Raw genomic sequence first — 236 nt, 5'->3', positions numbered from 1 at the left:
CTCCAGATACTCAAAAGTCAGGAACACAACAAGGCGGTTTACACCGGCCTCCAGATCTGCGCTTCCGTCTGGGCCTGCCCGGTTTGCGCTGCCAAGATCAGCGAGCGTCGTCGTGCCGAACTCGTGGCCGCTTTGGCCGTTGCTCGATCCATGGGCATGCAGGTCTATTTGCTGACCCTGACTGTTCCTCATGGCTTGGGTGATGACCTAAAAGCGCTTTTGGAACAGATCCACAA

At 56.4% G+C, this 236-nt stretch carries 1 pseudogene; it reads left to right on the top strand.

The window, feature by feature from the left end:
- Positions 1–236 (top strand): annotated as a pseudogene (locus GHO32_RS26615) (hypothetical protein); the annotation flags it as partial.

Origin of the sequence: Pseudomonas sp. FSL R10-2189 (assembly GCF_009600325.1) — a bacterium.
Lineage (GTDB): Bacteria > Pseudomonadota > Gammaproteobacteria > Pseudomonadales > Pseudomonadaceae > Aquipseudomonas > Aquipseudomonas helleri.
The sequence above is the reverse complement of the archived record's forward strand: the minus strand, read 5'-3'. Positions and strand labels throughout refer to the sequence as shown.